Origin of the sequence: Burkholderia sp. Ac-20365, assembly GCF_017104715.1 — a bacterium.
Lineage (GTDB): Bacteria > Pseudomonadota > Gammaproteobacteria > Burkholderiales > Burkholderiaceae > Paraburkholderia.
Map to the genome: position 1 here is coordinate 204,891 of NZ_JAAGPI010000008.1, position 25,775 is coordinate 230,665.

Annotated in this window: 25 protein-coding genes; 13 read left to right on the top strand and 12 right to left on the bottom strand. The window is 62.7% G+C overall.

Annotated features, from left to right (window positions below; genetic code table 11):
- Position 1: 1 nt before the first annotated feature.
- Positions 2-1,276 carry a CaiB/BaiF CoA-transferase family protein gene (locus G3O01_RS17020; protein ID WP_205806305.1) on the bottom strand — a complete coding sequence of 425 codons (1,275 nt, stop codon included), beginning with the start codon at positions 1,274-1,276 and terminating at the stop codon, positions 2-4.
- On the bottom strand, positions 1,273-2,259 hold the full coding sequence (locus G3O01_RS17025; protein ID WP_205806306.1) for a hydroxymethylglutaryl-CoA lyase: 987 nt from the start codon (positions 2,257-2,259) through the stop codon (positions 1,273-1,275). The genes G3O01_RS17020 and G3O01_RS17025 overlap by 4 nt, the downstream gene beginning before the upstream one ends.
- A gap of 195 nt (positions 2,260-2,454) precedes the next feature.
- Between G3O01_RS17025 and G3O01_RS17030 the strand changes: the two genes are divergently transcribed.
- On the top strand, positions 2,455-3,234 hold the full coding sequence (locus G3O01_RS17030) for an IclR family transcriptional regulator (protein WP_205806423.1): 780 nt from the start codon (positions 2,455-2,457) through the stop codon (positions 3,232-3,234).
- A gap of 39 nt (positions 3,235-3,273) precedes the next feature.
- On the opposite strand, the gene G3O01_RS17035 is transcribed toward G3O01_RS17030, so the two are convergent.
- On the bottom strand, positions 3,274-3,477 hold the full coding sequence (locus G3O01_RS17035; RefSeq protein ID WP_205806307.1) for a DUF3563 family protein: 204 nt from the start codon (positions 3,475-3,477) through the stop codon (positions 3,274-3,276).
- Positions 3,478-3,791: 314 nt separating this feature from the next.
- Here G3O01_RS17035 and G3O01_RS17040 point away from each other — a divergent pair, with 314 nt between their 5' ends.
- Both G3O01_RS17040 and G3O01_RS17045 read left to right on the top strand, forming a co-directional pair.
- Positions 3,792-5,198 (top strand): sugar porter family MFS transporter, encoded by a 1,407-nt coding sequence (locus tag G3O01_RS17040; RefSeq protein ID WP_205806308.1) that lies wholly within the window; start codon positions 3,792-3,794, stop codon positions 5,196-5,198.
- A 162-nt stretch (positions 5,199-5,360) separates the two neighbouring features.
- Positions 5,361-5,939, top strand: coding sequence for a DUF308 domain-containing protein (locus tag G3O01_RS17045; protein WP_205806309.1), 579 nt, complete (start codon positions 5,361-5,363; stop codon positions 5,937-5,939).
- Between the two features lie 15 nt (positions 5,940-5,954).
- On the opposite strand, the gene G3O01_RS17050 is transcribed toward G3O01_RS17045, so the two are convergent.
- The 4 genes from G3O01_RS17050 to G3O01_RS17065 all read right to left on the bottom strand — a co-directional run bounded on the left by G3O01_RS17050 (position 5,955) and on the right by G3O01_RS17065 (position 9,980).
- Entirely contained in the window at positions 5,955-6,443 is a 489-nt protein-coding gene (locus G3O01_RS17050) for an NUDIX hydrolase (protein ID WP_205806310.1), read from the bottom strand.
- A gap of 175 nt (positions 6,444-6,618) precedes the next feature.
- On the bottom strand, positions 6,619-7,131 hold the full coding sequence (locus tag G3O01_RS17055) for a CPBP family intramembrane glutamic endopeptidase (protein WP_241024023.1): 513 nt from the start codon (positions 7,129-7,131) through the stop codon (positions 6,619-6,621).
- Positions 7,132-7,302: 171 nt separating this feature from the next.
- Positions 7,303-8,919, bottom strand: a complete 1,617-nt coding sequence (locus G3O01_RS17060; protein ID WP_205806311.1) for an NAD-dependent malic enzyme — start codon at positions 8,917-8,919, stop codon at positions 7,303-7,305.
- 218 nt (positions 8,920-9,137) lie between these two features.
- Positions 9,138-9,980, bottom strand: a complete 843-nt coding sequence (locus G3O01_RS17065) for an oxidoreductase (protein ID WP_205806312.1) — start codon at positions 9,978-9,980, stop codon at positions 9,138-9,140.
- Between the two features lie 426 nt (positions 9,981-10,406).
- On the opposite strand from G3O01_RS17065, the gene G3O01_RS17070 reads away from it, so the two are divergent.
- The 7 genes from G3O01_RS17070 to G3O01_RS17100 all read left to right on the top strand — a co-directional run bounded on the left by G3O01_RS17070 (position 10,407) and on the right by G3O01_RS17100 (position 17,275).
- Complete coding sequence (locus G3O01_RS17070) at positions 10,407-10,613, top strand: transcriptional regulator (RefSeq protein ID WP_205806425.1); 207 nt, start codon at positions 10,407-10,409, stop codon at positions 10,611-10,613.
- A gap of 138 nt (positions 10,614-10,751) precedes the next feature.
- Positions 10,752-11,657, top strand: a complete 906-nt coding sequence (locus G3O01_RS17075) for a ferritin-like domain-containing protein (RefSeq protein WP_205806313.1) — start codon at positions 10,752-10,754, stop codon at positions 11,655-11,657.
- A gap of 101 nt (positions 11,658-11,758) precedes the next feature.
- Positions 11,759-13,213, top strand: coding sequence for an indoleacetamide hydrolase (gene iaaH, locus G3O01_RS17080; protein ID WP_205806314.1), 1,455 nt, complete (start codon positions 11,759-11,761; stop codon positions 13,211-13,213).
- A 6-nt stretch (positions 13,214-13,219) separates the two neighbouring features.
- Positions 13,220-13,969 carry a CDP-diacylglycerol diphosphatase gene (locus tag G3O01_RS17085; RefSeq protein ID WP_205806315.1) on the top strand — a complete coding sequence of 250 codons (750 nt, stop codon included), beginning with the start codon at positions 13,220-13,222 and terminating at the stop codon, positions 13,967-13,969.
- Between the two features lie 140 nt (positions 13,970-14,109).
- Positions 14,110-15,126 carry a fatty acid desaturase gene (locus tag G3O01_RS17090; protein ID WP_205806316.1) on the top strand — a complete coding sequence of 339 codons (1,017 nt, stop codon included), beginning with the start codon at positions 14,110-14,112 and terminating at the stop codon, positions 15,124-15,126.
- 128 nt (positions 15,127-15,254) lie between these two features.
- Positions 15,255-16,442 carry a glycosyltransferase family 9 protein gene (locus G3O01_RS17095; RefSeq protein WP_205806317.1) on the top strand — a complete coding sequence of 396 codons (1,188 nt, stop codon included), beginning with the start codon at positions 15,255-15,257 and terminating at the stop codon, positions 16,440-16,442.
- A 44-nt stretch (positions 16,443-16,486) separates the two neighbouring features.
- Positions 16,487-17,275 carry a PhnD/SsuA/transferrin family substrate-binding protein gene (locus tag G3O01_RS17100; protein ID WP_205806318.1) on the top strand — a complete coding sequence of 263 codons (789 nt, stop codon included), beginning with the start codon at positions 16,487-16,489 and terminating at the stop codon, positions 17,273-17,275.
- A gap of 27 nt (positions 17,276-17,302) precedes the next feature.
- Here G3O01_RS17100 and G3O01_RS17105 read toward each other — a convergent pair whose 3' ends face one another.
- The 4 genes from G3O01_RS17105 to G3O01_RS17120 all read right to left on the bottom strand — a co-directional run bounded on the left by G3O01_RS17105 (position 17,303) and on the right by G3O01_RS17120 (position 23,030).
- Positions 17,303-19,315, bottom strand: a complete 2,013-nt coding sequence (locus G3O01_RS17105; protein ID WP_205806319.1) for an acetyl/propionyl/methylcrotonyl-CoA carboxylase subunit alpha — start codon at positions 19,313-19,315, stop codon at positions 17,303-17,305.
- Positions 19,316-19,362: 47 nt separating this feature from the next.
- Positions 19,363-20,148 carry an enoyl-CoA hydratase/isomerase family protein gene (locus G3O01_RS17110; protein WP_205806320.1) on the bottom strand — a complete coding sequence of 262 codons (786 nt, stop codon included), beginning with the start codon at positions 20,146-20,148 and terminating at the stop codon, positions 19,363-19,365.
- 28 nt (positions 20,149-20,176) lie between these two features.
- Positions 20,177-21,784, bottom strand: coding sequence for a carboxyl transferase domain-containing protein (locus G3O01_RS17115; RefSeq protein ID WP_205806321.1), 1,608 nt, complete (start codon positions 21,782-21,784; stop codon positions 20,177-20,179).
- A gap of 64 nt (positions 21,785-21,848) precedes the next feature.
- Positions 21,849-23,030 (bottom strand): isovaleryl-CoA dehydrogenase, encoded by a 1,182-nt coding sequence (locus G3O01_RS17120; protein ID WP_205806322.1) that lies wholly within the window; start codon positions 23,028-23,030, stop codon positions 21,849-21,851.
- A gap of 303 nt (positions 23,031-23,333) precedes the next feature.
- Here G3O01_RS17120 and G3O01_RS17125 point away from each other — a divergent pair, with 303 nt between their 5' ends.
- The 3 genes from G3O01_RS17125 (at position 23,334) to G3O01_RS17135 (ending at position 24,805) form a co-directional block, all read left to right on the top strand.
- Positions 23,334-24,098, top strand: a complete 765-nt coding sequence (locus G3O01_RS17125) for a TetR/AcrR family transcriptional regulator (RefSeq protein ID WP_205806323.1) — start codon at positions 23,334-23,336, stop codon at positions 24,096-24,098.
- An 87-nt stretch (positions 24,099-24,185) separates the two neighbouring features.
- Complete coding sequence (locus tag G3O01_RS17130) at positions 24,186-24,341, top strand: hypothetical protein (RefSeq protein ID WP_205806324.1); 156 nt, start codon at positions 24,186-24,188, stop codon at positions 24,339-24,341.
- A gap of 80 nt (positions 24,342-24,421) precedes the next feature.
- Entirely contained in the window at positions 24,422-24,805 is a 384-nt protein-coding gene (locus tag G3O01_RS17135) for a PRC-barrel domain-containing protein (protein WP_205806426.1), read from the top strand.
- Positions 24,806-24,866: 61 nt separating this feature from the next.
- Here the strand turns inward: G3O01_RS17135 and G3O01_RS17140 are convergent, their stop codons facing one another.
- Positions 24,867-25,772: a LysR family transcriptional regulator gene (locus tag G3O01_RS17140; RefSeq protein ID WP_205806325.1), complete on the bottom strand. Its 906-nt coding sequence runs from the start codon at positions 25,770-25,772 to the stop codon at positions 24,867-24,869.
- Between the last annotated feature and the right edge of the window lie 3 nt (positions 25,773-25,775).

Here is a 25,775-nt window from a genome sequence, read left to right on the forward strand (position 1 = left end):
GTCAGGCGCTGGCCAGTTCGTTGGCCGATGGACTCGATGCGTCGCCTGCTTCACGGTGCTGACATCCGACGACACCGGCATCGACCAGTTGCCTGAGTTCGTCATCGGAATAGCCGAGCTGCGACAGCAGCGCCTGCGTGTCCTGTCCGAGCGCGGGCGGCGCCGCGCGCACGTGCAGGCGTTCACCGGCGAGCGTCAATGGCAGCAGCGCCGTTCGCGTGGAAACGGGCTTGCCCGCGCCGCTGGCATCGGGCGGCAAGGTCACGTCGGCGAGGCCGCCCGTTGCGAGCAGATGCGGATCGTCGAACAGATCCTGCGGCTTCGTGATCGGCGCATAGGGCAAGCCGATCCGTTCGAAGGTCGATGAGATGTCGGCTGCGCTGAATGCTTCCATATGCGCACGCAAACGCGGCAGCAGCCAGTCGCGGGCCTGCACACGCTGGTTGTTGGTGGCGATGCGCTCGTCCGCCTTCAGATCGGCGAGACCGAAGGCATCGCAGAACAGGGCCCATTGCGTGTCCGACACGACGGCCAGAAATATCTGTTCGCCGTCCTTGACGGAAAACACGTCGTAGACGGCCCAGGCGGAGATACGGCTCGGCATCGGCGCTGCAGCGTTGCCCGTCACCGCGTACTGCATCATGTGTTGCGCAACGAGAAACACGTTGTTTTCGAACAGTGCGCTTTGCACTTCCTGCCCGCGCCCCGTGCGCTCGCGCTGCGCGAGTGCCGCCATCGCACCGATCGCGCCGAACATGCCGCCCATGATGTCGTTGACGCTCGTGCCCGCACGCAGCGGCCGTCCTTCCGGGCCTGTCATGTACGCGAGGCCGCCCATCATCTGCACGACTTCATCGAGCGCCGTCCGATGGTCATAAGGACCGGGAAGAAAGCCCTTGTGCGACACGTAGATCAGACGCGGATTGAGCTTCGACAGCGCTGTAAAACCGAGCCCGAGCTTGTCCATCGAACCGCTCTTGAAGTTCTCGCTGAAGATGTCGGCATTCGCGAGCAGCTTATGAACGATCTCGATGCCGCGCGGATCCTTGACGTCGACGGCAATGCTCTTCTTGTTGCGGTTGAACGTGCCGAAAAAGCCCGCGCCCGAGCCGCGCAAGGTGCGCGTGCTGTCGCCCGAAATCGGCTCGATCTTGATCACTTCGGCGCCGAGATCCGCGAGCACCATGCCGCACGTCGGCCCCATCACCATGTGCGTCATTTCGATCACGCGCACGCCGCTGTACGGCAGCGATTGATTCGGTTGCATCGCGCTCATTGCGCTTCTCCCAACAGACACCCTTCCGGTTGCGGCGCGCTCGGCGCACGTCCGTCGGCATAGCGGAAACCCTTCGGCAGACCCGCGTCCTGCACGTGACCGTATTGCGCTTCGCCCGGCAGCGCTTCGGCGAGAATCGCGCGCGCGGCGATCAGCGCATCGATATCGATGCCCGTGTCGTAGCCCATCGCTTCGAGCAGAAACACGAGATCTTCCGTGACGATGTTGCCCGTCGCGCCCGGCGCGTAAGGACAGCCGCCGAGACCGGCCTGGCTTGCGTCGATGGTCGTCACGCCGGCTTCGAGCGCGGCGACGACATTGGCCAACCCCTGGCCACGCGTGTTGTGGAAATGCGCGCCGCCCGCCTTGCCGCCGAGTTCGGCCTGCAGGCGCCGGAACAGGCGGCGCACCTGCGTCGGATTCGCGTAGCCGCTCGTGTCGGACAGCCCGACTTCATCGACACCGCATTCGGCCATCGCCAGACACATGCGCATGGTCTGGTCGTCGCTGACGGCGCCCGCGATCGTGCAGCCGAATGCGACCGATACGCCCGCTTCGATCTGCACGCCGGGAAAGCGCGCGTCGCGCAACGCGACGATCTCGCGCACTTCATCGATCATCTGCGCGGTCGTCTTGCGAATGTTCGCCATCGAATGCTCGTTGGTCACCGACACGGGCAGCGTGAGCTTGTGCACGCCCGCTTCGAAGGCGCTCTGCGATCCGCGCAGATTCGGTGCAAGCACGGCGACATGAAGGCCCGGGATGGTCAGCGCATGCGCGACGACTTCACGAATGTCGGCCATCTGGGGAAGCAGCCTCGCGGGCACGAACGAGCCGACTTCGATCTCCTTCAATCCCGCGGCGGCGAGCGCGGAAATCCAGCGGCACTTCGCATCCGTCGGCATGACGCTTTTGATGCTCTGAAGTCCGTCGCGCGGGCCGACTTCGCTCACGCGCACGGACGGTGTCGGGGAAATATCCAAAATGAACTCCTTGGCTTCGATGTTCTATCTGAGAGAATGATGTTCTGTTAGATGGAACTATAGGATCGAAATCGAAGGAATTTAAGGTGGGTAAACCCGCCATTCAGGTGATTTTGTGAAGCTTGCGTTCTACGTGGCAGAACGGTACAGTCGTTTCGATATCAAAAAGGATGAGGAAACGCAGTGTCCACCGGGATGCATGAAGACTTGCCTTCGGAGCCGGCTGCCCAGAGCGACGCGTCGAGCGGCGTCGCGGTACTCGATCGCGCGTTTGCGATTCTCAACGCGTTCGGCCCGACCGACGACAGCCTGTCGCTCGCCGAACTGTCGCGCCGGACGGATCTGTACAAGAGCACGGTGCTGCGGCTGCTGGGCGCGCTGGAGCATGGCGGATTTATCCGCAGACTGAATGACGGGCAGTACGCAATCGGCCCGCAGCCGCTGCGGCTCGCGGCGCTTTATCAGCGCTCGTTCCAGGTCGGCCCGGTGATCGAGCCGATTCTTCAGCAACTGAGCCGCGATCTTGGCGAGACGGCTTCCCTGTACGTACGCCAGGGCGAGCGCAGAATGGTGCTGTTTCGCGTCGAGCCCGCGCGGGCCGTGCGGGTATCGATACGCGTCGGCGAAGACTTTCCGATCGACAAGGGCGCTTCCGGCAAGGTGCTGCTGGCGTTCACGGACACGCTCGACGATCCGCGCTGGAACGAGGTGCGCGAACGCTTGTGGGCGGTCTCGCACGGCGAGCGCGATCCTGAAACGGCGTCGGTATCCGTGCCGGTTTTTGGGGCCACAGGAGAACTGGTGGGCGCGCTTGCGTTGTCGGGGCCGCGCGCGCGATTCGACATGGCTTCGACCATCACGAACGCGCTCGTCGCGTTGCTCGAATGCGCGAAGCGCGCGACGGTCGCGCTAGGCGGCACGGGCGCGCGCTACGACGCAACCATCGAAAAAACCCGGCGGGAAGGATTTGCCTAGCCAGGCAATCCACTCGCCGCTGCGCGCTATGTCCGCGCCTCAGTGATTCGAGCCGAATCCGTTCTGATCGCGCGCTACCGAACCGCAAAACGGCATGCGGTACGCGTGCTCGTCTTCATCGACCTGACGCATGCGGCGTTCGAGATCGGCGAGATCCATCGACGACGCGAGATACGCGTTATGCGCGGAACAATCGCGGCCGGAAACCATTTGTCCAAACAGGTGGGAAAGACGTGCAAACATGATCTGCTCCTTGTCGTGTAAGAGGCGGTGTCCGCTAGTTTGCGTCGCCACCTGAGACAGTGCGCATGACAGGGAGTGGTTGAACCCGCTTCACATGCGCTGCTGATGTGAAGCAGATTAATTTCCGTTAATTAGCTTCGAATGAGCACGGCAAAAGACCGAAATCTTTTCGCCGATGCACGTTTCCTTGAACCGATGTGCCCTCACCCAGCGCTAATTCTCATATCCGATCATGGACACAGATGGGCGATTGCAGCGACAGCGCCCAACCGTGACCTTGATTGGTATGACAAAGCAACTCGGAGACACATCAAATGAGCACTCTCGCCGGCAGCACCGTCCCCACCCAGACGAAATCCAGACGTTATGGACTCTTCGTCTGCCTCATGGCAGCGCTCGCGGGCCTGCTGTTCGGCCTCGACATCGGTGTGATCTCGGGTGCATTACCTTTCATAGCGAAGCATTTCGTACTGACCGATCGCTCGCAGGAATGGATCGTCAGTTCGATGATGGTCGGCGCGGCAATCGGCGCGCTGGGCGCCGGCTGGCTGTCGTGGCGGCTCGGGCGCCGCTATGCGCTGGCGCTGGCCGCTGTGCTGTTTATCGTGGGATCGCTGTGGTCGGGACTGGCCGGCAGCCCGATGCACCTGATTGGCGCCCGTTTGCTGCTGGGGCTCGCCGTCGGCATGGCGTCGTTCACCGCGCCGCTGTATCTGTCGGAAGTGGCGCCGAGACACGTGCGCGGCGCGATGATCTCCACGTATCAACTGATGATCACCGTCGGCATTCTGGCCGCGTTCCTGTCGAACATCGGGCTTTCGTACATTGCCGACTGGCGCTGGATGCTGGGCGTGATTGCCATTCCCGCCGCGTTCTTCCTCGCTGGCGTGCTTGCGCTTCCCGACAGCCCGCGCTGGTTGCTGCAGCGTAACCGTAAGGCCGAAGCACGCGCCGTATTGCAACGCCTCTACGGCAACTCCGCTGAGGTCCAGGCCGAACTCGAACAGGTCAACGAAGACAACACGCGTCCCCAGCGCGGATGGAGCCTGCTGCGCAAGAACTCGAACTTCCGCCGCTCGGTGCTGCTCGGTGTCGTGCTGCAGGTGTTCCAGCAGCTTACGGGCATCAATGTGGTGATGTACTACGCGCCGCGTATCTTCGAACTGGCCGGCTATGCGACGCATGAGCAGCAATTGTGGGCGACGGTGATCGTCGGCCTTGTGAATGTGCTGGCAACGTTTGGCGCGATTGCCTTCGTCGATCGCTGGGGCCGCAAGCCGATTCTCTACGCGGGATGCGCGGTCATGGCATTCGGAATGTGCGCTCTTGGCTTCATCCTGCATGCCGGTGTAGTCGGCCTCACGGCACAGGTTCTGGCGGTTGCGTCGCTGCTGCTGTTCATCGCGGGCTTCGCGATGTCCGCAGGTCCGCTCGTGTGGATTCTCTGCTCGGAGATTCAACCCCAGCAGGGACGTGACTTCGGTATCGCTGTCTCGACGCTGGTCAACTGGGTCGCCAATATGGCAGTCGCGGCGACGTTCCTCAGCTTGCTGTCGACGGTCGGCGAAGCGAATACCTTCGTGCTCTATGCCGCTCTCAATGTGATCTTCGGGATCGTGGTGTTCTTCTATGTGCCCGAAACGCGCGGTGTGTCACTCGAGAAGCTCGGTAACGATCTGATGGCCGGCAAGCGGTTGCGTGATCTGGGTAAGGGCAATTGATGGCGCAGCACCAGTGATCGATTCGAGCGGGCTGCCTGTCACCAGGCAGCCCGCTCGTTTGCATAAGGCCTGCCAGGTCGGTCATTTGACCGATGCCGCCAGCGCCAGCCCGGTGCGAACATCCTTACCGGTAAGTTCATCAGAAACCGTTAGGGAGTTGCAATGGATCACCGCCATGACGACATCAATCGAGCCGAAGAAGAACGATGGCTCAAGCGCTACTACTTCAGCCGGGCTGCGTTTTCCATTGCATGGGTTGTACTGGCATTTTCGGTCGGACGGCATAACGCGGCGATCGCCGCAGTACTGCTCGTCCTCTATCCTGCATGGGACGCGCTGGCCAATCATATCGATGCGTCGCGCACGGGTGGACTCGCAAACAATCGCACCCAGGCCATCAACGTCGCCATCAGTCTCGCGACAACGGTCGCGGTGATCGTCGCATTGAAACTGGACTGGGTGCTCGGCGTATTCGGCGTGTGGGCCATTCTGTCCGGATTGCTCCAGCTTGCCACCGCCGTCCGCCGTTGGCGGCACCTGGGCGCGCAATGGGCAATGGTCCTGAGCGGCGGACAGTCGGCGCTGGCAGGGATATTTTTTCTGGTTCAAACCCGCGCGCCCGTGCAACCCACAATCGACACCGTGGCTGGCTACGCAGGCGTAGGCGCTGCCTACTTTCTCGTTTCCGCGATATGGCTTTCAGTCGGCCAGATGCGTCGCAAGGCTGTCCCGTCGTCCTGATCGGAACCGGGCCGGCTAACGGGAGAGTCCGCCGTTGAGATACTCGACGACGGGCGCCGTCAGCGCCATGCCTTGCCATTCCTCCGGCGACACGAGGCGCGCAGCGACGATCTCCCGGTTATCGAGTTGCAATGGCGGCATCGAATCGAGATGCAGCTCGAAGAAATGCACCCGGTCGCGTCGCCCTTCATATGTCCCGCTAACACTGCCCGCAGGACGTAAGGCGGGCGAGGACAGACCAATCTCCTCCACCATTTCGCGGCGCGCCGCCGCATCGGGCGTCTCGCCGCGATGGATGCTCCCACCGGGAAAATTCCATTCCTTCCGGTAGGATGACTTCACGAGCAGCAGTGACTGCCCGACGTAGATCGCCACCAGCGCGCCTTCATGGCGAGTCTGTCGAAATTGCCACCAGACGCGAGCGAGCCGGAAACCGACGCGCAGCACCACGCGCCAGACAGCGTCGATCAAAGTATCCGGTCGCGTGTTCACAACACCCGGCATCGGGTTCTCTCCTTTCTGCTCACGGCCAGCAGATATCCGGGGTTGCTGCGTCGGTGTGGTTTCCGTCATTCAGTGTCTTTTACACATCGAAATGAAGCCCGTAGTTTAACCAGCGTCCGTCCCGGCTCGCAAAAGCGGTTGCCAGCTTCGCGGACATGGGGATCGCAACGCATGCTCACAGAAAATCAAACACAAGCGCAAGAGAAATGGCGTTTCGAAGCGAATGAACGGCAGTGACGGCCAGGAAAGCTCTACCATGCCGTGCCTGCACGACGACGAACACGTAACCGAATATCACGCCAACAGGAAACGTGCTCAGTACATATTTCCAGCTATAGAAATGCAGCGATGCAAACAGCGCGGCCGAGATCATGATTGCCGGCCAGGGCCGTACGTTCAGTTTCTTCTGCAGCAGTGTCAGGCATCCCCATTGCGAGGTGAGCGTTTCGACCAGAGGTGCGATCACACAAGCAAATATGAATGCCAGAACGAAACCATACTGACGCAGATTCGGGCCGCCCGTGGGTTCGTCTGGAAGAAATGGATAAACGATATAGGCGAACAGAAACGGAAAAAGTTCCGTCGCCAGCAGCGCCAGAGGAATGATCAGCCATGTCGGCGTGACAAGTCCAAACTGGAACAGCTTGCCGTTTACCGGCGATGGTTGCGTCGGCTCTGAAATGTCCATGGGCCCTCATATTCGTTATTGTTCTTGAAGTGCCGTATGTCGTTCGAAACCAGACAAGGCCAGCCACTATGTTTCGTCGACCGATGATTGTCAACAATACCGTGCCTTGCCCGAAGGTCTCGAATTGAACAGGCCACGAGCCCAACGCAAACTCACCGCCATCGATACCTTTCAATAAACGGGTGAGTACGCAACCGAACGCATATGCGCAACCAGATCACCCGGTCGCTCGACCCGTGCCAGACCATGATCGAAGATGTAGGCCGCCACGGTGGCCGCCACATGCATCGACGCCTCGAAGATACTGCTCTGCGGCGGGTAAATCAGGCCTTTATCGAGGCTCTCGTCGCTGACCTGCTCGGCAACGGCCTTCGCGGCGACGATGAACATTTCCTGCGTCACGCGCGTCGCTTCTGTGGCAAACACGGCCATGCCCATCGCGGGAAAAATATAGACGTTGTTGCCCTGCCCCGGCACGAAGTGGCGCTCTTCGATCTGAACAGGCGGAAACGGACTGCCGCTCGCGAAGATGGCCTGCCCTTTCGACCATCGGTACGCTTCCTCGGCCGTGCATTCGGAACGCGACGTCGGATTGGAGTACGGAAAGATAATTGGCCGCTCGTTGAGTTCGCTCATCGCTTCGATCACCGGCTGATTGAATAGCTTCGGCACCGTGCTCACACCTATGATGCCTGTCGGCTTCAGCGCGCGGATCGCATCGACGAATACGTCGACGGGCGCGTGATCGATCGCGAACACTTTCTGGAAATCGGCCAGATCGGTGCGAGACTGCACCATCAGACCGTTGACGTCGAACAGGTTGTTGCGCTTGCGCGCCGAATCGATGTCCAGCCCTTCCAGCACCATGGCCTCGCTGATCAGTTCGGCAATGCCGGTTGCCGCCGACCCGCCGCCGAGAAACAAAAAACGCTGATCCGTCAGCTTCTGCTTCGAGATACGCAGCGCGGCGTAAATGCCCGCGAGCGCGACGGCAGCCGTGCCCTGAATATCGTCGTTATACGTGCACACCTTGTTCCGAAAGCGCGCGAGTAGAGGCACTGCATTGAAGTTGGCGAAATCTTCCCACTGGATACAGCACTTCGGATAAACCTCCTGCACGGCATCCACGAATTCATCGACGAACGCGTGATATTCGTCGCCACGCACGCGTTCATGTTTCAGGCCGAGATACAGCGGATCTTCGAGCAGAGACACGTTGTTCGTGCCGACATCGAGCATGACGGGCAGACAGTACATGGGCGGCACACCGGCGCAGGCGGTGTACAGCGCGAGCTTGCCGATCGGAATGCCCATGCCGCCGACACCGAGATCGCCCAGCCCGAGAATGCGCTCGCCATCCGTTACAACGATGAACCGCACGTCCGGTTCGGGCCAGTTGCGCAACAGCTCTTTCACGCGGCCGCGCGTGTCGATTGGAATGTACAAGCCGCGTGTCGCCCGGAACACGTGATCGAACTTCTGGCAGGCCTCGCCGACCGTCGGCGTGTAAACAATCGGCATATACGTTGCCGGATCGGACATCAGCAACGCATAAAAGAGCGTCTCGTTGCGCGCCTGCAAATCGGAAAGAAACAGATAGCGCTGCAAATCATTGTCGAGATGCGCGAGTTGCGCATGTGTGCGGGCAATCTGCAATTCCAGCGTGCTCACAGCCGGCGGCAGCAGTCCTTCAAGCCGGTATTTCTGGCGCTCTTCCCGCGAAAACGCGGAACCGTGGTTAAGACGCGGATTGTGCAGAACGTCATAGCCATAGACCTGTGTGGACATGATCGTTTCCTTACTGACGTAAGCGGACAGTTTCACGAGGACGTCGATTCAGACCACTTGCGTCATGACCGACGTGACAGTGGTGAAGCGTGGCGGGCATGGGCGCGCTGACCGTAAGTGTAGACACGCTTTATGAATTGTTCCGTGAATGTCCGCCGTCGCGATGGGAAAGCCATTCGTCTGTGTAATAGACCATCACGCCGAGACCGCCTCAAAGCCTACGAAAAATCAGTCGAACGGCTCACGCCCTCCCACGCGTCGACGACCGAGCGCATCGATGAAAACTTCTGCCGCACGAGACTTAATGCGTCGCTGCCGAGCACCAGATGCACCGGCGGATCGGGATGATCGACGAGATCCAGCAGCACTTTCGCCGCCTTCGCGGGGTCGCCCGCCTGTCTGCCGTCCTTTGCCTGGCGCGCGCGCCGAACGGGGCCGAAGACGGCGTCGTAGTCCGCGATGCTGCGCTCGCTGCGTACCATCGAGCGCCCGGCCCAATCGGTGCGAAACGAGCCCGGCGCAATGGCCGTGACCTTGATGCCGAAACCGCGCACTTCCTGCGCAAGCGACTCCGAAATCCCTTCGAGCGCGAACTTGCTGCCGCTGTAGTACGCGATGCCCGGAAACGTCACGAGCCCCGCCATCGACGTCATGTTGATGATGTGGCCCGTTCTGCGCACGCGCATCGACGGCAACACCGCCTTGGTCATCGCGACGGCGCCGAACACGTTCACATTGAACTGGCGCAGCAGTTCGTCGAGCGACGATTCTTCCAGCGTGCCTTCGTGGCCATATCCGGCATTGTTGATGAGCACGTCGACGGGGCCGGTCACGACCGTTGCCTCTGCAACGGCAGCGTCGATACGGTCGAAATCGGTCACATCGAGCACGAGACCATGCGCACGTTCCGCATGCAACTGCTCGAACGTCGCTTTCGCCGCTTCGCTCCTGACCGTGCCGATCACGACATGTCCGGCCGCCAGCGCCGCTTGCGCAAAGGCACGGCCAAAGCCGGAGCTTGCGCCGGTAATCAGGAATACGCGTTGCACGGATTCGCTCATGATGATGCCCTCGCCGGTTTATCCATTGACGACACTCTACTGGCGCGTCGCCGGCGGTTGCATCGAGCGCCGATCACATCAATTTTTCCCGCGCGGAACAAGTCGCGCGAAGTCCAAAGCCCTCACGTCGCGTCAGCCGCCGTAATCTTGCTGCGCACTGTACGAGAGCGCACGCGGAAAACGCGCCCGCGCGCGGCAGAATAGGCCGTAACTGGCGGTTCCCAGAAGCAGACTCTCCCGCGAAAACTCAAAGCTTCCCCGGTCTGATTTGCTTTCGACGAATCGTTAGTTCAGTCGTCGAACGGGGTCGCTTACGCTTTGCGGGACGATCAGTAGCAGGGAGCAGTCAAGATGGCACAATCGAACAGATTCCGGACCAGTTCAGACCATCCGAAGCCCGACAAGGCGCTTCGGGCGAACCGGCACATCCGCTATAAGGGCTACGAAGTAGCGCCCGCCGCGCAGCGGCTGCCCAACGGGCTATTCGCCGCCAATCTCACCATCGAGAAAGCCACCGCTACCGATGGCGCACGCGCGTACTCATTCGACGCGCTCGACTACTTCTTCGACGAAGAGCACGCGCTGGCGTACGCATTCCGATGGGGCCGCCTGTGGATCGACAGCCACCAGTAAGCGCAGAGCTGTATTGCAATTTTTGACGGCATGCAGCGGGGAAACGGCGTGCGGCAGCACGGCGCATGCCCGCTCGACGCCACAAAATGACGGGGTATGCCAGAATAGGCGGAATAACTAGCCAATGTTCCGCCTGACATGTCAGACACCCTGGTAACAGAAGCAGAAGCGGCTCACGACTATGCGCTGCGCAACTGGACCTTTGACGGTCACGCGCGCATGCGCGTCGGCTCCGACGAACACAAGCAGATGTTCTGCCGGATGCTTCTCGAAACGCATAACCCGTACAAGCCGGCTGTCATCGACTGGCCGCAATTGCCGCCCGATGCGCTCAAGCGCATCACCTCGCTGCCCATCTGGGACATCGCCGTGCAGACGGAAGGCCGCGCGTCGATCCGCGTCTCCACGTACGCCGCCCAGTTACAAGACCCGCTGGTGCGTGAAGCCATCGAAATGGACGCCGCCGAAGAAGCGCGTCACAAGCACGTTCTGTCACGCCTCGTGGCCGCGTACGGCATCGAACTGGCGCCCGAACCGGAGTATCCCGCCCCGCGGGACGCCGAATGGGCGTGGATGTTCACGGGTTACAGCGAATGCATCGACAGTTTCTTCGCGTTCGGCCTGTTCCGCTCCGCGCAGCTGTCGGGCTATTTCCCCGAAGAGCTGGTCGAGACCTTCGAGCCCGTGATCCAGGAAGAAGCGCGTCACATCCTGTTCTTCGTCAACTGGGTCGCGTGGTATCGCCGCAATATGCCGTGGTGGCGGCGCCCGTGGCACTCGCTGCGCGTCGGCGCGATCTGGATCAAGCTGATCTGGGACCGCGTCGCCATCGCGAAAGGCATCGACTCGAACGGCGTCGCGCACGACTCGAACTTTCTGCCCGCCAACAGCGCGACAATCGGCCAGGCGCTCTCCACGCGTCAATTGATCGAACTCTGTCTACAGGAAAACGACCAACGGATGGCCGGCTACGACAAGCGGCTGGTACGTCCGACGCTCGTGCCGAAACTCGCGCGCCTCGCGTTGCGGTTCATCGGCAAGTAAAACGTTAAAGAACGGGTGCGGGCGTTGCGCGCATGGACGCGCCGCGAGCCCGCGCACGCGGGCGTTTTCACGACACGTTTCGATCGAGGGAGACAGATCACATGCAATGGACCGTCGATGAGCAACTCGCGCTGACCGCCACGCAAGCCGTCGCCGCCATCCAGTCGGGGCGCCTCAGCGCGACCGATTATGTCGCGACCCTGCTCGCGCGCGCCGCCGCGCTCGCCACGCTCAACGCGTTCACCGCCATCGACATGGAAGGCGCGCTGGCCGCCGCTAAACGCATCGACGCACTTCCCGCCGACGAAAGAGCCCGCTTGCCGCTCGCGGGCCTGCCCGTCGTCATCAAGGACAACATCAACACGGCAGGACTGCTGACCTCGGCGGGCACGCCCGCGCTCGAAGGCTTCAAGCCGAAGACGGACGCGCCCTCGGTGCGCAAGCTGCTCGACGCGGGCGCGATCGTGCTCGGCAAGACCAACATGCACGAACTCGCGTTCGGCATCACGAGCGCGAATCTGGCCCCGCACGCGGGCGTCGTGCGCAATCCTTATGATCCATCGCTGATCGCGGGCGGCTCGTCGGGCGGCACGGCCGCGGCGGTCGCCGCGCGCGTCTCGCCTGCAGGACTGGGCAGCGACACGGGCGGCTCCACGCGCATTCCCGCCGCGCTCACGGGCATCGCGGGCTTCCGGCCGTCGGTGGGCAACGGCGGCGCCGAGCGGCGCTATCACGACCCCAATGCCGTCGTTCCCATCAGCCACACGCGCGATACGGTCGGACCGATGGCGCGCACCGTCGCGGACATCGCGCTGCTCGACGGCGTGATTGCGGGCGACGCCGCGTTGCCCGATGTCCAACTGCCTGCGCTGCGCATCGGCTTGCCCGAGCCGCTGTGGGCCGATCTCGAACGCGCGACGCAAGACGTCGCGTGCGCCGCAGTGAAAAAGCTCGAAGCGGCGGGCGTCACCTTCGTGCCCGTCGCGATGCCCGATCTGCTGCGGCTGAACGAAGAGACGGGCGGACCAATCGCGATCCACGAAGCGCTCGACGACGTGCGCGACTACCTCGTCGCCAACGATGCACCCGTGCGGACGGTCGGCGAAATCGCCGCGCGCATTGCGAGCCCCGACGTGCGCAATATCTACGACGTCGTGCTGGCTGGCGCGCTGACCCAGCACTATCCCTCCGCCATGCACACCTGGCGCCCGCAATTGCAGCAGCATTACGCCGACACCTTCGCGGCCGAACGCCTCGACGCGCTGCTTTTTCCGACCACGCGCCTCGTCGCCGTGCCGATTGACGAAGTGAACGGCTCGTCCGTGGTGTCGATCGACGGCGCGCCTGCCATCGACGAAATGACGGCCTATTTGCGTAATACCGACCCGGCCAGCAACGCCGGCATTCCGGGCCTGTCGCTGCCCGCCGGGCTGACGCAGGATGGCTTGCCCGTGGGCATCGAACTGGATGGGCCGCTCGGCAGCGACCGCCGGCTGCTCGCCATCGGCATCGCATTCGAAACGCTGCTCGGCACGGTGCCCGCCCCTACTCTCTGACACTTCATGATCCGACCCCGCCTCAGGCACCTGGCGGCGCTTGCCGTCGCGCTGTGCACGTCCGGCTGCGCGCTCATCGCGTCCGCCGATCCCAATGCGCTCTGGAACATCGTCGACCATCAGTGCGTGCCCGTCGCCCGCACAACGGGCGGCGCCGGCTTCTGCACGTCCGTCAATCTGCCCGGACGCTACGCGATACTCAAGGACATCAACGGCAATACGCAGTACCTGCTGATTCCGACCGATCGCGTGGCAGGCATCGAAAGCCCGAGCGTGCTCGCACCCGATGCGCCCGATTACTGGGTCGACGCATGGGCCGCGCGGCAATACGTGGGCTCGCGTATTGGTCTGACATTTCCGCCGAATCAGCTGGGCCTCGAAATCAATTCGCAATTCCGCCGCACGCAGAACCAGCTGCATATCCATATGGATTGCATGCACGACACGATCATCAAGGATCTCGCGCGCTTTCGGACTGTCGAGCCGGGTCAGTGGCACTGGACGAAGCTCGACGGTAATTCATACCGGGTAATGCGCGTGCTGTCGCTTGCTGGCGACGACAACCCGTTTCGCGTCGTCGCCCGCGACCGTCAGGGCAGCGATCTGATGGCGCAGCAAACCATTCTGGTGACGGGCGCCGGGCCCACCGACGCCGACGGCTGGCTGATCGTCAATAGCGGGCTGGAACTCGACGACGGCAGCGGCACGGCCGAACCGATGCTCGATCACGCGTGCATGATCGGCATGCACGGGTAACGCCGCTGGGCATTTGTTCAGACGACGCGCATAAATCCACGCTAAATCCGCTTTACTCAAATGCTTTGCCGAACAAATTGGTTCGGCGGCGGCGCCCTCGCCTTTAGGATCGGTTGGACTGCAATACGACCGATCCGCCGATGTCCTTCTATCTCGACGACGCACAACGTCACGCGCTCACACAACGGCGCAACAGCTTCACCTGGCGCACCGAATGGCCGACGTGGCTTCTGATCGGGACCATTTACGGCGGCTGTTTTTTCATCGCGAGCCATGCGCGCGGCCTTGGCCTGAGCGTCGCGGTTCCGCTGCTCGCCGTGTTCAGCGCGTGGTACATGTCGCTGCAGCATGAATTGCTGCACGGGCATCCGACGCGTTCCGCGTTCGTCAACGGCCTGATCGGATTCGCGCCGCTCGCCGTGTGGTTTCCGTATCGCGTGTATCGCGAGTTGCATTTGCAGCATCACGACGATCCGCATCTGACGCATCCCGAGATCGATCCCGAGAGCTACTTCGTCAGCCGTGACGCGTGGCGCCAGGCGGGCGTGCTGATGCGCGTGCTGCTGATCGCGCGCAATACGTTTGCCGGACGGCTTCTGCTCGGCCCCGCGTTTTCGATTGCTGCGACTGCGACGCAGGCGCTGCGCAAAGTCGTGCGCGGCGACTGGTCCGATGTGCCCGCGTGGCTCGCGCATCTCACGGCGCTGGCCGTGCTGATCGCGTGGCTCGATCGGGCATGCGGGATTGCGCCGTGGCTCTTTATTGCAGGTGTCGGCTATCCGGCGCTGGCGCTAAGTGCGGTGCGCTCGTTTCATGAACATCGCGCGGCGGCTTCGCATGAGCACCGGTCGGTGATCAACGAGGCTGCGTGGTTCTGGCGTCTGCTGTTTCTGAACAACAACTTCCACCTCGTTCATCACGATCTGCCGCATGTGCCGTGGTTTGCGCTGCGCAAGGTTTATCAAAGCTCCGCACAACAGTACCGCGAGCGCTCGGGCGGATTTCTGGTGAAGGGTTATGGCGAGTGGGCGAGGCGTTACGCGTTCGCTGCCGTCGCCAACCCCATGCATGGCGAATCGTCCACTTTCGTTCGCCCCGCACCGGCTGCTTCCTTCGTGCTGGAACGCAAGCCCGTCCGCTATACGCGCAGCCGCTGACATCCCTCTGTCGCGCCGCCCGCAGGCGAGATGACCGAAAAGAGCGGAACCTCGGCGCTTTTGCACGGCAGCAACCCGGCACAATCGAATGCATGCCGGTGGCCTTGTGCGCGAAGAGGGAGCGATTCATGGGTTGGAAAAATCTGCTGGTCGAAACGCCCGTCTGGCTAGCCAGCCGGTTCCATCCGGCGCGCTTCGATCCGCGCCGCGACACGCCGCGCGAGATTCTCGTGCTGCGGCCGAACGACTTCGGCGAACTGCTCTCCACTACGCCGCTGCTCGAATCGCTACGCAAGCAGTTTCCGGCGACGCGGCTAATTGCGGGCATCGGCAGCTGGGGTCGGCCGATTCTGGAGAACAATCCATATATCGACGAAATCGTCGAACTGGATGCGCCCTGGAACAACAAGATCATCGCGGACCGCTCGCAGAAGAATGTGATGCGCTTTCTGTGGGCGTCTCCGCAGGTTGCCGCGCTGCGTGCGCGCGGCGGCTTCGATGTCGCGATCGACGTGCTCGGCAGCTATATGGGCGCGCTGCTGATGATGCGGCTCGGCGCGCGCTATCGGATCGGCGTGCGCGGCTATCGCGGCGGCTGGAGCGGATGCCAGGCGTATATCGAGTACGCAAGGCGTCAGGCGGGACGCGCGGCGCTCGCGCAAGGTGAACTGCTTGGCGCGACGGCGCTGCCCGAAGTGCGCCCGCAACTCTTCCTGACCAGCGACGAGCGCGAACGCGCGACGCAAGTCTGGACGACGCATCACGCAGCCACTGATCGACGCACGATCCGTCTCGTTGCCGGCGTCAGCGCCGGCGTGTCAACCAAGGCGTGGCCCGCTCGCGAAGTGGGCGCGGCGCTCGCGCGGATCGCGCAGTCGCTGGAGCAACAGGGACACGCGTGCGAGATTCTTATTGTCGGCAGCGAGGCCGATCGCTCGCGCGCGGCCGAAGCGATTGCGGCGGCCGGTGCAGGCGTCAATGTGCGCTCACTCGCGGGCGACGTGCCGATGCGCATCATGTTCGCAGTCGTCGAGCAGGCGGACGTCGTGCTGACCAACTCGACGATGCTGATGCACGTCGCGGCGGCGTTCCACCGTCCGACGGTTGCCGTGCTCGGCGGCAGCATTACGAGGCCGGAAGTGCACGACGCGATCTGGGGCTATCCGTCGTCTTATGTGAGTGTTGCGCCGGAGAAGTCCGCCGATGGTCAGCGGCTACAGGAATGGCCGGAAGTCGCGCGCGTGGTGCAGGCCGTGTTGCAGTCCGTTGTCGTCAGAGCCGACGAGCCCGGTTCGCGCCTGGATGCCGCGGCCTGAGACGTTCACCTGGCGGCAGGCTGATCGCCTTTAGAATTGCGTGCATGAACAAGATCGCCGCCCTGCCGATGTACAACGTCTCGCCCGCACTCGCAGCCGACTGGCATGCGCTGCTCGCCGACGTGCTGCGCCGTGTCGAACCTTCTGCCGCGATCGTCGAACCGGAAGATCTGCACGCGTTCTGGCGGCGTCCCGATCTGCTGCTGTCGCAGACCTGCGGCTATCCGTACGTGCTCGGTCTGCACGAGCACGTGCAACTGATTGCGACACCGCAATTCGATGCGCCCGGCTGCGAGGGCGCGAACTATTCGAGTGCGCTGGTCACGCGCAACGACGCACCGTTCGATTCGCTCGAAGCATTGCGTGGCACGCGCGCCGCCTTCAACTCCACCGATTCGAACAGCGGTTATAACGCGTTGCGTCACGCAATCGCACCTCACGCAATGAACGGCCAGTTTTTTAGCGCAACGCTGGAAACAGGATCACATCTCGGCTCGATGCGCGCAGTCGTTGAGGACCGCGCGGACGTTGCGGCGATCGACTGCGTGACATTGGCTTTCGCTCGCGATGCGTATCCCGAACTCACTGGCCGCCTGCGCGAGATCGGCTACACGCGTGCATCGCCAGGATTGCCGTTGATCGCGTCGAACCTCGTTACGCCTGAGACAGCAGACGCATTGCGCGATGCTCTCGACGAAGCTCTCACCGCGCAACCTGAACGCGCGCAGCGACTCAAGCTCAAAGGCTTCTCACACCTGCCGTCCGAAGCATACGAAAGCATCCGCCATATGGAAAACGAGGCGCGCGTAGCGAACTACGCGCGCCTCGCATGACGCCAAACGCTTGTAAAACCCTGCGTCTTATTCGACGTCCAGCACCAACAGCTGCGCACCATCGGCGACCTGATCGCCCACGGCATACAGCACCTCCGCCACCTTGCCCGCTGCAGGCGCACCGATCGTGTGTTCCATCTTCATCGCTTCCATCACGATCAGCGGCTGGCCTTTCTCGACCACCGCGCCCTGCTCGACCAGCACCGCGATCACCTTGCCCGGCATCGGCGCAGTCAGTCGCCCTTCGCCATGCTCGGAATCGGCCGCATGCGCGAGCAGGTTCTGCCATTCGAACGCGAGCGCCTCGCCGCGACAGAATACATAAAACGTATCGCCGTCGATAAACACGCGGCCCGTCACATGCGCATCGCCAATGGTCGCGCCGTATTCATGCTCGCCCGCGCCGCGCCACCATTTGAACGGCTCGGTCTGGCTATCGTGCGTAAGCGTCTGCGCATCGCCATCGCGTGAGAAAACCGCTGTAAATGCAGACTCTTTCTCGACATCGCGCCAGTTGAGCGTCTGCGTATAGCCGCCGTTCAGGCGCCAGTGCGACAGCGCATCCCACGGCGACGCGCCGTGCGCGACGCCGCCTTCGCGCGTCATCAATGCGCCGCATGCGAGCGCCAGCGCTTCCAGGAACGGCTTCTTGACGGGCGCAAAGAGCGCATCATGATGACGCTCGATCAGACCCGTATCGAGATCGCCCGTCGAAAACGGTACGCTCGCGACGATACGCTGCAGAAACTCGACGTTCGTATGCGGCCCGACCACTTCGCAGCCGCGCAGCGCCTGGCTCATGCGCTTCAACGCTTCTTCGCGGCTCGCGCCGTGCACGATCAGCTTCGCGATCATCGGATCGTAGAACGGCGTGATCGTATCGCCTTCACGCACGCCGCTGTCGATACGCACGGGCGCACGCTCGCCGTTCGCGCCAATCGAAAATTCGACGCCAGCCGGCATGCGCAGATGCTTCAACGTACCTGTCGACGGCAAAAATCCGCGCGCCGGATGCTCGGCGTAGATACGCGCCTCGATGGCGTGGCCTTCGACTTTCAGCTGATCCTGCGCGAGCGGCAGCGGCTCGCCCGCCGCGACACGCAATTGCCATTCGACGAGATCGAGCCCCGTCACCATCTCCGTCACGGGATGCTCGACCTGCAGACGCGTGTTCATCTCCATGAAGTAGAAGTCGCCGCCTTCCGTCATGATGAACTCGACGGTGCCCGCGCCGACGTAGTTCACCGCGCGCGCCGCCGCAACAGCCGCTTCGCCCATCGCGCGGCGCACGTGCGGCTGCAAGCCGGGCGCGGGCGCTTCTTCGAGCACTTTCTGATGGCGACGTTGCACCGAGCAGTCGCGGTCGAACAGATAGACCGCGCCGCCGTGCTTGTCGGCGAATACCTGGACTTCGACGTGACGCGGACGCATCAGATACTTTTCGATCAGCACGCGGTCGTTGCCGAAGCTGCTCGCCGCTTCGCGCTTGCACGATGCGAGTGACGCAGCGAAATCTTCGGTGCGCGTGACCACGCGCATGCCCTTGCCGCCGCCGCCCGCGCTTGCCTTCAGCAACACGGGATAACCGATCTCATCGGCCTGTCGATGCAGCAGATCCGCGTTCTGATCGTCGCCGTGATAACCCGGCACGAGCGGCACGGCAGCCGAGTGCATCAGCGCCTTCGCGGCGGCCTTCGAACCCATCGCGGCAATCGCCTCGACGGGCGGTCCGATGAACGCAATGCCGGCCTTCTCGCAAGCCTGCGCAAAGTCCTCGTTCTCCGACAGAAAGCCGTAGCCCGGATGCACGGCCTGCGCGCCCGTCGCAATGGCCGCTTCGATGATGCGCTCGACGCGCAGATAGCTTTCCGCCGCCGTCGAGCCGCCGATGTGCACGGCCTCGTCACATGCGGCGACGTGCTTCGCGTTTGCATCGGCGTCGGAATAGACCGCGACGCTCGTGATGCCGAGCCGCTTGCAGGTCGCAGCGACACGGCAGGCAATCTCGCCCCGGTTCGCAATCAGGATCTTGTTGAACATGAGGTGTCTCGATGAGTTTTGTTCTGTGCGGTGACGGTCATGCGCGTTCAAACGCGCCACGAAGGCGAGCGCTTTTCGAGGAACGACGCGACGCCCTCGCGCCCTTCCGCGCCCGCGCGTGTCTTCGCAATGCGCACCGCTGTGTCTTCGATCAGCGCCGCGCTGATCTCGCGGCCGGCGATGTCATGTACAAGCTGCTTGCACGCCTTCACCGCCTGCGGGCCGTTCGCGCACAACGTGGCCGCGAGCTGCTGCACCGTTTCGTCGAGCTTGTCGGCGCTCACGCATTCGGCGACGAAGTTCAGGCGCTGTGCTGTCGCGCAATCGAAGGCTTCTGCCGTCATGAAGTAACGGCGCGATGCCTGCTCGCCGAGCGCGCGGATCACATACGGCGCGATCGTCGCGGGAATCAAGCCGAGGCGCGCTTCGGACAGGCAGAACTTCGCGCTATCCACCGCGACGACGATATCGCACGCAGAGATCAGGCCCATGCCGCCCGCGTAGGCATCGCCGTTCACGCGCGCGATCACCGGTTTGTTGCAGCGATAGATCGACGCGAGCATGTCGGCAAGCCGCAGCGCGTCGGCGCGGTTCTCGTCGTCCGAGTAACCGGCCATCTTCTTCATCCAGTTCAGGTCCGCGCCTGCGCAGAACGCCTTGCCGTTCGCGGCGAGCACGACGGCGCGCACATCGTCGCGCTCGTTCAGCGATTTGAACACCGACGTGAGTTCCGCGATCATCGCTTCGTTGAACGCGTTGCGTACGTCCGGGCGATTCAGCGTAACGGTGGCCACCTGGTTGTCGAACGCGACGATGAGGTTTTCATATTGCATGGGCGAAGCTCCTTTCGCTGCGTCGACGTTACATGCGGAACACGCCGAAGCGCGTGTCTTCGATCGGCGCATTCATCGCCGCCGACAGACCGAGGCCCAGCACGTCGCGTGTCTGCGCGGGATCGATCACGCCGTCGTCCCACAGACGCGCGCTCGCGTAATACGGATGCCCCTGATGCTCGTATTGCTCGCGGATCGGCTGCTTGAATGCTTCTTCCTGCTCCGGCGTCCACGTGCCGCCCTTCGCTTCGATGCCGTCGCGCTTGACGGTGGCCAGCACGGATGCTGCCTGTTCGCCGCCCATCACCGAGATGCGTGCGTTCGGCCACATCCACAGAAAGCGCGGCGAATACGCGCGGCCGCACATGCCGTAGTTACCCGCGCCAAACGACCCGCCGATGATCACCGTGAACTTCGGCACCTTCGCAGTGGCAACAGCCGTCACCATCTTCGCACCGTTACGCGCAATGCCTTCGTTCTCGTACTTGCGGCCCACCATGAAGCCCGTGATGTTCTGCAGGAACACGAGCGGAATCTTGCGTTGCGCGCACAACTCGATGAAGTGCGCGCCCTTCAATGCGGACTCGGAAAACAGAATGCCGTTGTTCGCGACGATACCGACGGGATGACCCCAGATATGCGCGAAGCCGCACACGAGCGTCGTGCCGTAACGCGCCTTGAATTCATCGAATGCCGAGTCGTCGACGATACGTGCGATCACTTCGCGGATATCGAAAGGCTTGCGCGTATCGACGGGAATCACGCCGTAGATGCTCTTCACGTCGTAGCGCGGCGGCTTCGGCTCCTGCATCGTGACGGGCACGTCCTTGCGCCGGTTCAGATTGCCGACAATGCTGCGCGCAATCGCCAGCGCATGCGGATCGTTTTGCGCGAGGTGATCGGCCACACCCGACAGACGCGTGTGCACGTCGCCGCCGCCCAGATCTTCCGCGCTGACTTCTTCGCCCGTTGCCGCTTTCACCAGCGGCGGGCCGCCCAGAAAGATCGTGCCTTGATTCTTGACGATGATCGATTCGTCGCTCATGGCGGGCACATACGCGCCGCCCGCCGTGCACGAACCCATCACGACGGCGATCTGCGGAATGCCTTGCGCCGACATGTTCGCCTGGTTGTAGAAGATGCGGCCGAAGTGATCGCGGTCGGGGAACACGTCGTCCTGATTCGGCAGGTTCGCGCCGCCCGAATCGACGAGATACACGCACGGCAAGCGGTTTTCTTCGGCGATTTCCTGCGCGCGCACGTGCTTCTTCACGGTCACCGGATAGTACGTGCCGCCCTTCACCGTCGCATCGTTGCAGACGATCACACATTCCTGGCCCGCGATCCGCCCGATGCCCGTGATGACGCCCGCGCCCGGCGCGTCGTCGTGATACATGCCGAACGCCGCGAGTTGCGACAGTTCGAGAAACGGCGTGCCCGGATCGAGCAGTTGCGCGATGCGATCGCGCGGCAGCAGCTTGCCGCGCGACACGTGCTTGTCGCGCGCGGCGGGACCGCCGCCTAATGCAAGCTTGCTGATCTTCGCTTTCAGGTCTTCGACGAGTGCTTCGAGCGCGGCCGCATTGGTGCGGAAATCGTCGGAACGGGGGTTCAGTTTTGATTCGATGATCGGCATGTTGGTGTTCTCGATGTGTCGGCGAGAGTTGGCGCTTTAGTGCCTTACTCTCGCACCATGGCTCTTACATCGTTTCCGCAAACAGCTCGCGGCCGATCAGCATCCGGCGGATTTCGCTCGTGCCCGCGCCGATTTCATACAGCTTCGCATCGCGCCACAGACGACCAACCGGATACTCGTTGATATAACCATTGCCGCCGAGAATCTGGATCGCCTCGCCCGCCATCCACGTGGCCTTTTCCGCCGTATAGAGAATCACGCCCGCGCAGTCCTTGCGCACCTGGCGAACGTGCGCCGTGCCGATCGTGTCGAGCTGACGGCCCACCGCGTACAGATACGCGCGGCACGCCTGCAACGTCGTATACAGATCGGCAACCTTGCCCTGGATCAGCTGGAATTCGCCGATCGACTGGCCGAACTGCTTGCGGTCGTGGATATACGGCACGACGGAATCCATCACCGCCAGCATGATGCCCGTCGGGCCGCCCGCGAGCACCGCGCGCTCGTAGTCGAGGCCGCTCATCAGCACCTTCACGCCGCCGTTCAGTTCACCGAGAATGTTCTCTTCCGGCACTTCGACGTTATCGAACACCAGTTCACCCGTGTGCGAGCCGCGCATGCCGAGCTTGTCCAGCTTCTGCGCAACCGAGAAACCCTTCATGCCCTTCTCGACGATGAACGCCGTGATGCCGCGCGGACCGGCTTCGATATCCGTCTTCGCGTAGACGACGAGCGTGTCGCAGTCCGGGCCGTTGGTGATCCACATCTTCGTGCCGTTCAGCACATAGCGGTCGCCCTTCTTCTCGGCGCGCAGCTTCATGCTGACCACGTCGGAACCGGCGTTCGGCTCGCTCATCGCCAGCGCGCCGATGTGTTCGCCCGACACCAGCTTCGGCAGATACTTTTCCTTTTGCGCCTTGGTGCCGTTGCGGTGAATCTGGTTCACGCACAGATTCGAATGCGCGCCATACGACAGACCCACCGACGCCGACGCGCGCGAAATCTCTTCCATCGCGACCATGTGCGCCGTGTAGCCCATGTTCGCGCCGCCGTATTCCTCCGACACCGTCATACCGAGCACGCCCAGATCGCCGAACTTCTTCCACAGGTCCATCGGGAACTGGTCGGTGTGATCGATCTCGCCCGCGCGCGGCGCGATCTCCTTCGCCGCAAACGACGCGACGGTGTCGCGCAGCATCTCGATCTCTTCACCAAGCGGGAATTGCAAACCGGGCAAGTTGCTCATTGTGTGTGTCTCCAGGAGTTCGTCGCGCGCGGATCGCGTGTGCCGTGCCGCGCTGTATCAGGCAATTTTTCTGAGCCGGGCTCAGGTGGTTCGTCGGCCGCGGGACGGTTTGACAGCAGATTCATCCGACATATCCAGACGCGCGGCAGCATAGAGCGCATTTCACTCCAGATTTACGTAAGCGTCAATCGGTATTTTTGAGTGTCACTCAAAAACCGTGAAGTACGCGCTGAATGGCCTGACAGCGTGGTAGTATCGGCCGCAACGGAGCCCTTCCCGCTCCGAAATCTGAACTGGACTCATATGATGGGCGTAGCAAGGGCCGAGGTGCCGGGATCGCGCCGCCAGCCGGCGGGCCGCAAGTCGCAACAGCGCGTGAAGGAGATTCTTCAGGCGGGCCGCGACGTCTTTTCCGAAAAGGGCTACGACCGCGCGACGACGGCGGAAATCGCGCAGCGGCTCGGCATTTCCGAGGCCACTGTGTTCAGCTACTTTCGCGGCAAGCGCGAACTGTGTGCGCGCGTGATCGGCGACTGGTACGACGAGATCATCGAGGCGATCGAATCGGGCCTGCCGCGCGACGGCAGCATCCGCCAGCAGTTCGCGTTCATCGTGCGCACGCATCTGCGGCTGATGCTGGTCAATGGCACGGGCTTGTGCGCGCTGGTGCTGTCCGAAGGCCGTACACGTCAGCACGAACTCAGTGAGGAACTCACCGCCCTGCAACGGCGCTACACCGCGCCGCTGATGCGCGTGCTGTCGCAGGGGCAACAGACGGGCCAGATCCGCTCGGACATGCCGCTGCGCCTGCTGCGCTCGCTGGTGTTCGGGCCGATGGAACACGTGCTGTGGGACGCGACGCTCGGCAATCGCCGCACCGATATCGACGCCACCGCCGACCGTCTGATCGATGTGCTGTGGTCCGCGTTGCAGCCGCCCGACGCGTCGCTCAGCGCGCTCGTGCAGTTCCGCCAGGAAGTAAGCGAGGCCACGCGCCGTCTTGCCGAAGCGGAAGCGGCGCACAAGCACGCCGCGCCCGCTCGCATCGATACCGGCGACGACGCCTGAAGCGACGCAGTAAATCACGCGCGCCGGCCGGGTGCGCAACTTGCTGACGATCTTGTTGCCAGCAACGAAACCCAAGGAGGACCGGCCATGTCGACCATGCCAAACGAAGGCGAAAACCCGATCCGCCCCGATCAGTCCGATGTCGTGCAGACCGATCTGCCCGATGTCGGTCCATCGCAGGACCCGGACGCGCCACCGCTCGATCCCGACGTCAATCCCGATTACGAGGACGACAAACCGTAGGACAGGCGCCGTCCGTCGAAAGCATCCAATAACAGGGAGGGAGGATCATCGTGCAGCAAGCATTTAACAGAACATACCGGATGGGCATTGCGGGGCTCATTGCAGGTCTGTTAGCGGCGCTTGTTTCGACAACAGCGCTCGCGCAAGGCGCGCCGCAATCCATCACCGAGCGTCACACGGAAGTCATGCAGACGGGCAGCGGTTTTCGCGCGTCGAAACTGTCGGGCGCGAACGTCTATAACCGCGACAAGGACAAAATCGGCACCATCGACGATCTGGTCGTCTCGCCGTCCGATCACACGGCCTTCGCGATTCTGTCCGTAGGCGGCTTTCTCGGCATGGGCAAGCACTACGTTGCCGTGCCGTTCAGCGATCTGCAGATCACGGCCAAACAGGTGACGATGCCCGATGCGACCAAGTCGTCGCTCGAAGCGTTGCCGGAGTTCAAATACGCGCCGGATTGAGCGGCGACTTGCAAAGCCGTTCAGGTAAAAAGCCGCTTCACGCATATGAAGCGGCTTTTTTTCATTCTTCGATCAGCGCGGGAATCTCGGCGACTAACGCATCGATTGCGCAACGCACCTTCGACGCCATGTAACGCGTCTGCGTCCACACGACATTGATCTCCTGTGGCGGCAGGCTGCAGCGCCCCTTCACCAGCACGAGTTCGCCCGTCTTCACATACCGCGCGAGCAGCCACGACGGAATGCGCGCAAGACCGAAGCCGGCAATTGCCGCCGACGCGATCGCCTGCACATCGTCCATGCTCAGCTGCGGGTTGATCTTCACGCGCTTCACCTGCCCTGCGTCGTCATGCAGATCCCACGGCGCGAGTGCACCGCCACGCGCATACACGATGCCGTCGCGGCCATTCATATCGTCGAGCGAAACCGGCATGCCGTGTTGCGCGAGATACGACGGCGCCGCGCCGATGCTCGTGTACTGCACGCCAAGCCGCCGCGCAGCGAGACTCGTACTGTCGCGCAATTCACCAATCCGCACGGCAAGATCGAAACCTTCCTCGACGAGATCGACGAAGCGGTCGGTGAACGACATGTCGATCTGCAGCTTCGGATGCCTGCGCGCGAGATTCATCAGCACGGGCGCGACGCACAACTGGCCGAACGCGAGCGGCAGACTCACGCGCAACCGTCCGCGCGGCGCGCGCCGCCCGCCTTCGAGTTCGGCCTCGGCCGCTTCCAGTTCGGCGAGCGCGCGCACGCAGCGCTCGTAGTACGCCTGGCCGTCTTCCGTGAGGCTCTGGCTGCGCGTCGTGCGATGGATCAGGCGCACGCCGAGCCGCGTCTCCAGCCGCGCGATCACCTTGCCGACAGCCGAGCGCGTCAGATTCAGCCGCTCGGCCGCGAGCGCAAAACTGCCCGCTTCGACGACCTGCACGAAGGTCGCCACGCCTTCCAGCCGGTCAGTCATGGG

What these genes read in the sequence shown, in the direction of transcription:
- G3O01_RS17020 (WP_205806305.1), bottom strand. Translation starts at nt 1,276, where the DNA reads ATGAGCGCGATGCAACCGAATCAATCGCTGCCGTACAGCGGCGTGCGC.
- G3O01_RS17030 (WP_205806423.1), top strand. Translation starts at nt 2,455, where the DNA reads ATGCATGAAGACTTGCCTTCGGAGCCGGCTGCCCAGAGCGACGCGTCG.
- G3O01_RS17035 (WP_205806307.1), bottom strand. Translation starts at nt 3,477, where the DNA reads ATGTTTGCACGTCTTTCCCACCTGTTTGGACAAATGGTTTCCGGCCGC.
- G3O01_RS17040 (WP_205806308.1), top strand. Translation starts at nt 3,792, where the DNA reads ATGAGCACTCTCGCCGGCAGCACCGTCCCCACCCAGACGAAATCCAGA.
- G3O01_RS17045 (WP_205806309.1), top strand. Translation starts at nt 5,361, where the DNA reads ATGGATCACCGCCATGACGACATCAATCGAGCCGAAGAAGAACGATGG.
- G3O01_RS17050 (WP_205806310.1), bottom strand. Translation starts at nt 6,443, where the DNA reads ATGCCGGGTGTTGTGAACACGCGACCGGATACTTTGATCGACGCTGTC.
- G3O01_RS17055 (WP_241024023.1), bottom strand. Translation starts at nt 7,131, where the DNA reads ATGGACATTTCAGAGCCGACGCAACCATCGCCGGTAAACGGCAAGCTG.
- G3O01_RS17060 (WP_205806311.1), bottom strand. Translation starts at nt 8,919, where the DNA reads ATGTCCACACAGGTCTATGGCTATGACGTTCTGCACAATCCGCGTCTT.
- G3O01_RS17065 (WP_205806312.1), bottom strand. Translation starts at nt 9,980, where the DNA reads ATGAGCGAATCCGTGCAACGCGTATTCCTGATTACCGGCGCAAGCTCC.
- G3O01_RS17075 (WP_205806313.1), top strand. Translation starts at nt 10,752, where the DNA reads ATGTCAGACACCCTGGTAACAGAAGCAGAAGCGGCTCACGACTATGCG.
- iaaH (WP_205806314.1), top strand. Translation starts at nt 11,759, where the DNA reads ATGCAATGGACCGTCGATGAGCAACTCGCGCTGACCGCCACGCAAGCC.
- G3O01_RS17085 (WP_205806315.1), top strand. Translation starts at nt 13,220, where the DNA reads ATGATCCGACCCCGCCTCAGGCACCTGGCGGCGCTTGCCGTCGCGCTG.
- G3O01_RS17090 (WP_205806316.1), top strand. Translation starts at nt 14,110, where the DNA reads ATGTCCTTCTATCTCGACGACGCACAACGTCACGCGCTCACACAACGG.
- G3O01_RS17095 (WP_205806317.1), top strand. Translation starts at nt 15,255, where the DNA reads ATGGGTTGGAAAAATCTGCTGGTCGAAACGCCCGTCTGGCTAGCCAGC.
- G3O01_RS17100 (WP_205806318.1), top strand. Translation starts at nt 16,487, where the DNA reads ATGAACAAGATCGCCGCCCTGCCGATGTACAACGTCTCGCCCGCACTC.
- G3O01_RS17105 (WP_205806319.1), bottom strand. Translation starts at nt 19,315, where the DNA reads ATGTTCAACAAGATCCTGATTGCGAACCGGGGCGAGATTGCCTGCCGT.
- G3O01_RS17110 (WP_205806320.1), bottom strand. Translation starts at nt 20,148, where the DNA reads ATGCAATATGAAAACCTCATCGTCGCGTTCGACAACCAGGTGGCCACC.
- G3O01_RS17115 (WP_205806321.1), bottom strand. Translation starts at nt 21,784, where the DNA reads ATGCCGATCATCGAATCAAAACTGAACCCCCGTTCCGACGATTTCCGC.
- G3O01_RS17120 (WP_205806322.1), bottom strand. Translation starts at nt 23,030, where the DNA reads ATGAGCAACTTGCCCGGTTTGCAATTCCCGCTTGGTGAAGAGATCGAG.
- G3O01_RS17125 (WP_205806323.1), top strand. Translation starts at nt 23,334, where the DNA reads ATGATGGGCGTAGCAAGGGCCGAGGTGCCGGGATCGCGCCGCCAGCCG.
- G3O01_RS17130 (WP_205806324.1), top strand. Translation starts at nt 24,186, where the DNA reads ATGTCGACCATGCCAAACGAAGGCGAAAACCCGATCCGCCCCGATCAG.
- G3O01_RS17135 (WP_205806426.1), top strand. Translation starts at nt 24,422, where the DNA reads ATGGGCATTGCGGGGCTCATTGCAGGTCTGTTAGCGGCGCTTGTTTCG.
- G3O01_RS17140 (WP_205806325.1), bottom strand. Translation starts at nt 25,772, where the DNA reads ATGACTGACCGGCTGGAAGGCGTGGCGACCTTCGTGCAGGTCGTCGAA.